The organism is Streptomyces sp. NPDC102283 (assembly GCF_044766265.1).
Lineage (GTDB): Bacteria > Actinomycetota > Actinomycetes > Streptomycetales > Streptomycetaceae > Streptomyces.
This window is the reverse complement of sequence record NZ_JBIWLQ010000047.1, coordinates 1-6,919: the sequence shown is the minus strand read 5'-3', so window position 1 is coordinate 6,919 and position 6,919 is coordinate 1. Positions and strand designations below refer to the sequence as shown.

The following is a 6,919-nucleotide window of genomic DNA, read 5'->3' as shown; positions in this document are numbered from 1 at the left end:
GTGGTCGCCTGCGATGTGGCCGACCGCGAGGCGCTCGCCGAGGTCATCGCCGGCATCCCGCGGGAGCACCCGCTGACCGCGGTGATCCACACCGCGGGCGTCGTCGATGACGGCATCCTCTCCGGGATCACCCCGGACCGCCTCGACGCCGTGCTGCGGCCGAAGATCGACGCGGCCTGGAATCTGCACGAGCTCACCGAGGGTCTCGAACTGGACGCCTTCGTGCTGTACTCCTCGATCGCCGGTCTGCTCGGCACCGCGGGGCAGGCCAACTACGCGGCGGGCAACACCTTCCTGGACGCGCTCGCCCAGCACCGCAAAAGCCGGGGGCTTGCGGCCGTCTCGCTGGCCTGGGGCCTGTGGGCCGAGACGAGTGAGGGCAGCAGCAACCTGGACGAGGTGGACCTCAAGCGGATGGCCCGCTCCGGGCTGCTGCCGCTGTCGAACGACGACGGCATGGCCCTGTTCGACGCTTCGCTGACCGGACACGACGCCGTGCTGGCCGCGACCGTCATCGACACGGCGTCGCTGCGGCGGCAGTCCGCCGATCCGCAGCCGCTGCTGCGCGGCCTCGCCCCCGCCGCACGCCGGCGCACCGCCGCACGGGCCGCGCAGAGCGGCGGGTCGCCCCTGGCCCAGCGGCTGGCGGGGCTCACCCCGGGCCAGCGCGAGCGCACGCTCATCGATCTCGTGCGGGCCCAGGTCGCCGATGTCCTCGGCCACACGGACCATGAAGGCATCGACGCGGACCACGCGTTCAAGATGCTGGGCTTCGACTCGCTGACCGCCGTGGAGCTGCGCAACCGGCTGAACACCGCGACGGGTCTGCGGTTGCCCGCGACCCTGATCTTCGACCATCCGACGCCGGCCGCCCTGGCGGCCCATCTGTCGGCGGAGGTCTCGGACACGCCTGCGGCGCAGCCGCAGGCGGCTCGCCGCGCCGTCGCCGGCCGGTCGGACACGGAGCAGATCGCGATCGTGGGCATGGCCTGCCGCTACCCGGGCGGGGTGTCCTCGCCCGATGACCTGTGGCGCCTGGTGTCCGACGGGGTCGACGCGGTCGGCGAGTGGCCCGAGGACCGGGGCTGGGACGTGGAGAGCCTGTACGACCCCGACCCCGGGCGGATCGGCACCTCGTACACCCGCAACGGCGGATTCCTGGACGACGCCGACCACTTCGATCCCGCGTTCTTCGGGATGTCGCCGCGGGAGGCCCTGGCGACGGACCCGCAGCACCGGCTGCTGCTGGAGACGGCGTGGGAGGCGATGGAGGACGCGGGCCTGGACCCGAACGCGTACCGGGGCAGCCGTACCGGTGTCTTCGCCGGCGTCATGCACCACGACTACGCGTCCCGGGTCCGTGACATCCCCGAGGACCTGGAGGGCTTCCTGCTGAGCGGTAACGCGGGCAGTGTCGCCTCGGGGCGTGTCGCGTACAACTTCGGGTTCGAGGGTCCCGCGGTCAGTGTCGACACGGCCTGCTCCTCGTCCCTGGTCGCCCTGCACCAGGCGGCCGCCGCCCTGCGGTCGGGCGACTGCGATCTCGCGCTGGCGGGCGGTGTGGCCGTGATGGCCACGCCGATGGGTTTCGTGGAGTTCTCGCGGCAGCGGGGGCTGTCGGCGGACGGCCGCTGCAAGGCGTTCGCCGCCTCGGCCGACGGCACCGGATGGTCGGAGGGGGTCGGTCTGCTGCTGATCGAACGCCTCTCGGACGCCCGGCGCAACGGCCATCAGGTGCTGGCCGTGCTGCGCGGCTCCGCGATCAACCAGGACGGTGCGTCCAACGGACTGACCGCGCCCAGCGGCCCCGCCCAGGAACGCGTCATCCAGCAGGCCCTGGACAATGCGGGGCTCACCCACGACGACGTGGACGCCGTCGAGGCCCACGGCACCGGGACCCGCCTCGGCGACCCGATCGAGGCACAGGCACTCCTGGCCACCTACGGAAACAACCGTGATGCGGAGCACCCGGTCTATCTGGGGTCGTTGAAGTCGAACATCGGCCATACCCAGGCTGCCGCGGGTGTCGGCGGGGTGATCAAGATGGTGCAGGCCATGCGGCACGGCACCCTGCCCCGCACCCTGCACGTCGACGAGCCCACGCCGATCGTGGACTGGGAAGCCGGTGCGGTGGAGCTGCTGACCGAGGAGCGGGAGTGGCCGCGGACCGGGAACCGGCCGCGGCGGGCCGCTGTCTCGTCCTTCGGGATCAGCGGCACCAACGCCCACGTCATCATCGAGCAGGCTCCGGCGCCGAAGCCGGCCGCCGCGAAGCCGCGTGCCGAACTGCCGGTCGTGCCGCTGCTGTTGTCCGCCAGGACTCCGCAGGCCCTGCCGGGGCAGGCCCAGCGGCTGCTGGACCACCTGGAGCAGCGGCCGGACGCCGACCTGAGCGACGTGGCGTATTCACTGGCCGCCACCCGGGCTCATCTGGAGCGGAGGGCCGTGGTGCTGGGGAGCGACCGTGCGGAGCTCCTGGCGGGTCTGCGGTCGGTCGCCCGGGGGGAGGAAGCCGCGTCCGTGGTGACGGGCGCGGTGGCCCGTGCCCGGGGCGAAGTCGCTTTCGTGTTCACGGGTCAGGGTGCGCAATGGGCCGGGATGGGCCGCGAGCTCTACGACCACTACCCCGTCTTCGCCCAGGCCTTCGACACCATCTGCGCCCACTTCGACCCCCACCTCACCCACCCCCTGCGCACCATCGCCTTCGCCCCCCACAACACCGCCGAAGCCGGCCTCCTCGACCAGACAGGCAACGCCCAACCCGCCCTGTTCACCCTCGAAGTCGCCCTCTACCGCCTCATCGAATCCTGGGGCCTCACCCCCGACCACCTCATCGGCCACTCCATCGGCGAACTCGCCGCCGCCCACATCGCCGGCATCCTCACCCTCCAGGACGCCACCACCCTCGTCACCGCCCGCGCCCGCCTCATGCAACAACTCCCCACCCACGGCGCCATGATCGCCATCCAAGCCACCGAAAACGAAATCACCCCCCTCCTCACCCACCACCACAACCGCGCCGACATCGCCGCCATCAACACCCCCACCTCCCTCGTCATCTCCGGCGACGACGACACCGTCACCACCATCGCCGCCGAACTCGCCCACCAAGGACGCCGCACCAAACGCCTCAAAGTCAGCCACGCCTTCCACTCCCCCCACATGAACGACATCCTCGACACCTACGAAAACATCGCCACCACCCTCACCTACCACCCCCCCACCATCCCCATCACCTCCACCCTCACCGGCCAACCCCCCACCCCCACCGACCACCGCACCCCCACCTACTGGCGCAACCAACTCCGCCACACCGTCCGCTTCGCCGACGCCATCACCACCCTCACCAACCAGAACATCACCACCTACACCGAAATAGGACCCGACGCAGTCCTCACCCCCCTCATCACCGAAACCGCACCCCACACCACCACCACCCCCCTCATGCACCGCACCAAACCCCAAACCACCACCCTCATCAACGCCCTCGCCCACCTCCACACCCACGGCACCCCCATCGACTGGACCACCCACCTCACCCCCACCCACCCCCACCCCACCCCCCTCCCCACCTACGCCTTCCACCACAAGCGCTACTGGCTCGACACGGACACCTCCGCAGGACGGGTCTCCGCCCCTGCCGGGCATCCGCTGCTCGGCGCCCCGATCCGGGTGGCCGGCACCGACACCACGCTGTTCGCCGGCCAGGTCTCCGCCCGCACACACCCCCACCTCGTCCACCACACCCCCGCCGGCACCCCCCACCTCCCCGCCTCCGCGCTGGTCGAGCTCGCGGTCCACGCCGGCGGCGAGGCCGGCTGCACCGTCCTGGACCACCTCACCCTCACCCGCCCGCTCACCCTCGCCCCCCGCACCACCCTCCAGCTCCAGGTGCGTCTCACCACCACCGGCGACCCCGGGCAGCGGGCCGTCACCGTCTTCGCGTTCCGCGACGGCGACGGCGACGACGCCTGGATCCAGGTCGCCGAAGGGCTGGTGCGCGCGGACACGCAGGACGGCGGTGCACCCGCGGACCGGTTCTCCGGTGGTGGTGACGCGTTCGAGGTGCGGCTGTCCGAAGAGGCCCGGAGCGAGGCGGGCCGGTACGGTCTGCACCCCTCGCTCCTGGAAGCCGTCGTCACCAGCCGTCCGGGCGGCGCGCCCGACGGCAGCACGCAGGCCGCGGCCGACTGGAAGGGCGTGCGCGTGTACGCCCCGGGTGCCGACGTCGTGCGGGCCGTGCTCACGGAGCGCGGGGACGGCACCGTCTCCGTGCGGCTCACGGACGAGAGCGGACTGCCGGTCGCCACGGTCGACTCGCTCGGCTACCGGGCGACGCCCGACGAGCGGTTCGCCTTCGCGCAGGACGGCGCCTACGGCACACCGGCGCCCCGGGCCGCGCAGGTCGGCGCGGGCGCCCAGGAGCCGCTGGCGCGGCGCCTGGCGAAGCTGCCGGAGGCGGAGCGCCAGGAGGCGGTGCTGGCCGAGGTGTCCGCCGCGGTCGCGGCGGTGCTCGGACACGCGGACACGGACGACGTCGATCCCGAGGCGAACTTCCACGAGCTGGGCTTCGACTCGATGACCGCGGTCGAACTGCGCAACCGGCTGAGCACCGCCACGGGTTCGCCGCTGCCCGCCACGCTGGTCTTCGACCACCCGACGCCCGCGGCGCTCGCCGGGCAGCTGCTGGTGCGGCTCGCGGCCGGGTCCGCGGACGACGCCGGCGGCGGTGACGCCACGCCGGCGGAGCTGGACCGGCTGGAGGTGGAGCTGGTGGCCGCCGCACGGGACGGGCGGCAGCGGGCCGCGATCGCGGCCCGGCTCCAGACCCTGCTGTCCCGCCTCGACGAGGGCAACGCCCCGGCTCCCGCCCGCGATGTCGCGAGCGAGATCGCCGCGGCGTCCGAGGACGAGATCTTCGACTTCATCGACCAGCAGTTCGGCCGCAAGGCGCACTGACCGGCGGCACGGACCGACCAGCAGGACGCAGTGACCGGCTCATCACCATCGGCGCCCCGGTTCCAGACAGACACGGGAGATACGGAAAGCACATGCCTAACGAGGAGAAGCTGGTCGATTACCTCAAGTGGGTAACGGCCGACCTGCACAAGACCCGCGAGCGGCTCGCCGAGGTCGAGGCGGCCGCGGGCGAACCCATCGCGATCGTGGGCATGGCCTGCCGCTACCCGGGCGGGGTGTCCTCGCCCGATGACCTGTGGCGCCTGGTCGCCGAGGGCGGGGACGCGATCGGTGAGTTCCCCGACGACCGCGGCTGGGACCTGGAGAATCTCTACGACCCGGAGCCGGGCAAGCCCGGCAAGTCGTACACACGGCACGGCGGGTTCCTCGACGGGGCCACCGAGTTCGACGCCGAGTTCTTCGGGATCTCACCGCGCGAGGCGCAGTCGATGGACCCGCAGCACCGGGTGCTGCTGGAGGCGGCGTGGGAGGTGTTCGAACACGCGGGCATCGCCCCCGCGTCCCTGAAGGGCAGCAGGACGGGCGTGTTCGTGGGCATCGCGGAGGAGAGCTACCTCGGGCTCGCCTCGCCCGAGGAGTTCCAGGGCTATCTGATGACCGGCAAGCTCGGCAGTGTCGCCTCGGGCCGCATCTCGTACACCTTCGGGTTCGAGGGTCCCGCGGTCAGCATGGACACGGCCTGCTCCTCGTCGCTGGTCGCCCTGCACCAGGCCGTGCAGTCACTGCGGTCCGGTGAGTCGACGCTCGCGCTGGCCGGTGGTGTCACGGTCAACGGCGATCCCGGCGGTTTCGTGGAGTTCTCGCGGCAGCGCGGGCTGGCGGCGGACGGCCGCTGCAAGTCGTTCGCCGCCTCGGCCGACGGCACCGGCTGGTCGGAGGGGGTCGGCCTGCTGCTGATCGAACGCCTCTCGGACGCCCGGCGCAACGGCCATCAGGTGCTGGCCGTGCTGCGCGGCTCCGCCATCAACCAGGACGGTGCGTCCAACGGACTGACCGCGCCCAGCGGCCCCGCCCAGGAACGCGTCATCCAGCAGGCCCTTCACAACGCCGGGCTCACCCACGACGACGTGGACGCCGTCGAGGCCCACGGCACCGGGACCCGCCTCGGCGACCCCATCGAGGCACAGGCACTCCTGGCCACCTACGGAAACAACCGCAGCACCGAACACCCCTTGTACCTGGGGTCGTTGAAGTCGAACATCGGCCACAGCGTCGCTGCCGCGGGTGTCGGCGGGGTGATCAAGATGGTGCAGGCCATGCGGCACGGCACCCTGCCCCGCACCCTCCACGTCGACGAGCCCACACCGATCGTCGACTGGGAAGCCGGTGCGGTGGAGCTGCTGACCGAGGAGCGGGAGTGGCCGCGGACCGGGGACCGGCCGCGGCGGGCCGCTGTCTCGTCCTTCGGGATCAGCGGCACCAACGCCCACGTCATCATCGAGCAGGCACCCGAGGCCGAGCCCGGGACCGGGGCAGCGACAGAGCCCAGGACCGGAACCGGGGCAGAGACCGGGGCCGGAGCAGGGGCCGGGGCGGCCGCCGCGAAGCCGCGTGCCGAACTGCCGGTCGTACCGCTGCTGCTGTCCGCCAAGACCCCGCAGGCCCTGGCCGGACAGGCCCAGCGCCTCCTGGACCACCTGGAGCAGCGGCCCGGCCTCGGCCTCACCGACGTGGCGTACTCGCTCGCCACCACCCGCGCCGTGTTCGACGAGCGTGCCGTCGTCATCGCCGACGGCACCGGGGGCGAGGACCGCGAGCAGGTCCTGGAGCGGCTGCGGGCCCTCGCCGAGGAGCGCGACGTCCCCGGTCTGGTACGCGGCACCGCCGCGCCGCGCGCCAGGACGGCTTTCGTGTTCACGGGTCAGGGTGCGCAATGGGCCGGGATGGGCCGCGAGCTCTACGACCACTACCCCGTCTTCGCCCAGGCCTTCGACACCAT

The 6,919-nt window shown here is 72.4% G+C and carries 2 protein-coding genes; both read left to right on the top strand.

Going from position 1 to position 6,919, the window contains the following annotated elements; genetic code table 11:
- Positions 1 to 4,959 (top strand): type I polyketide synthase (locus ACIRJT_RS38715; protein ID WP_403919317.1); only part of this gene is annotated, 4,959 nt, incomplete at its 5' end.
- Positions 4,960 to 5,051: 92 nt separating this feature from the next.
- The coding region (locus tag ACIRJT_RS38710) for a type I polyketide synthase (protein ID WP_403919315.1) at positions 5,052 to 6,919 on the top strand (1,868 nt) is incomplete at its 3' end.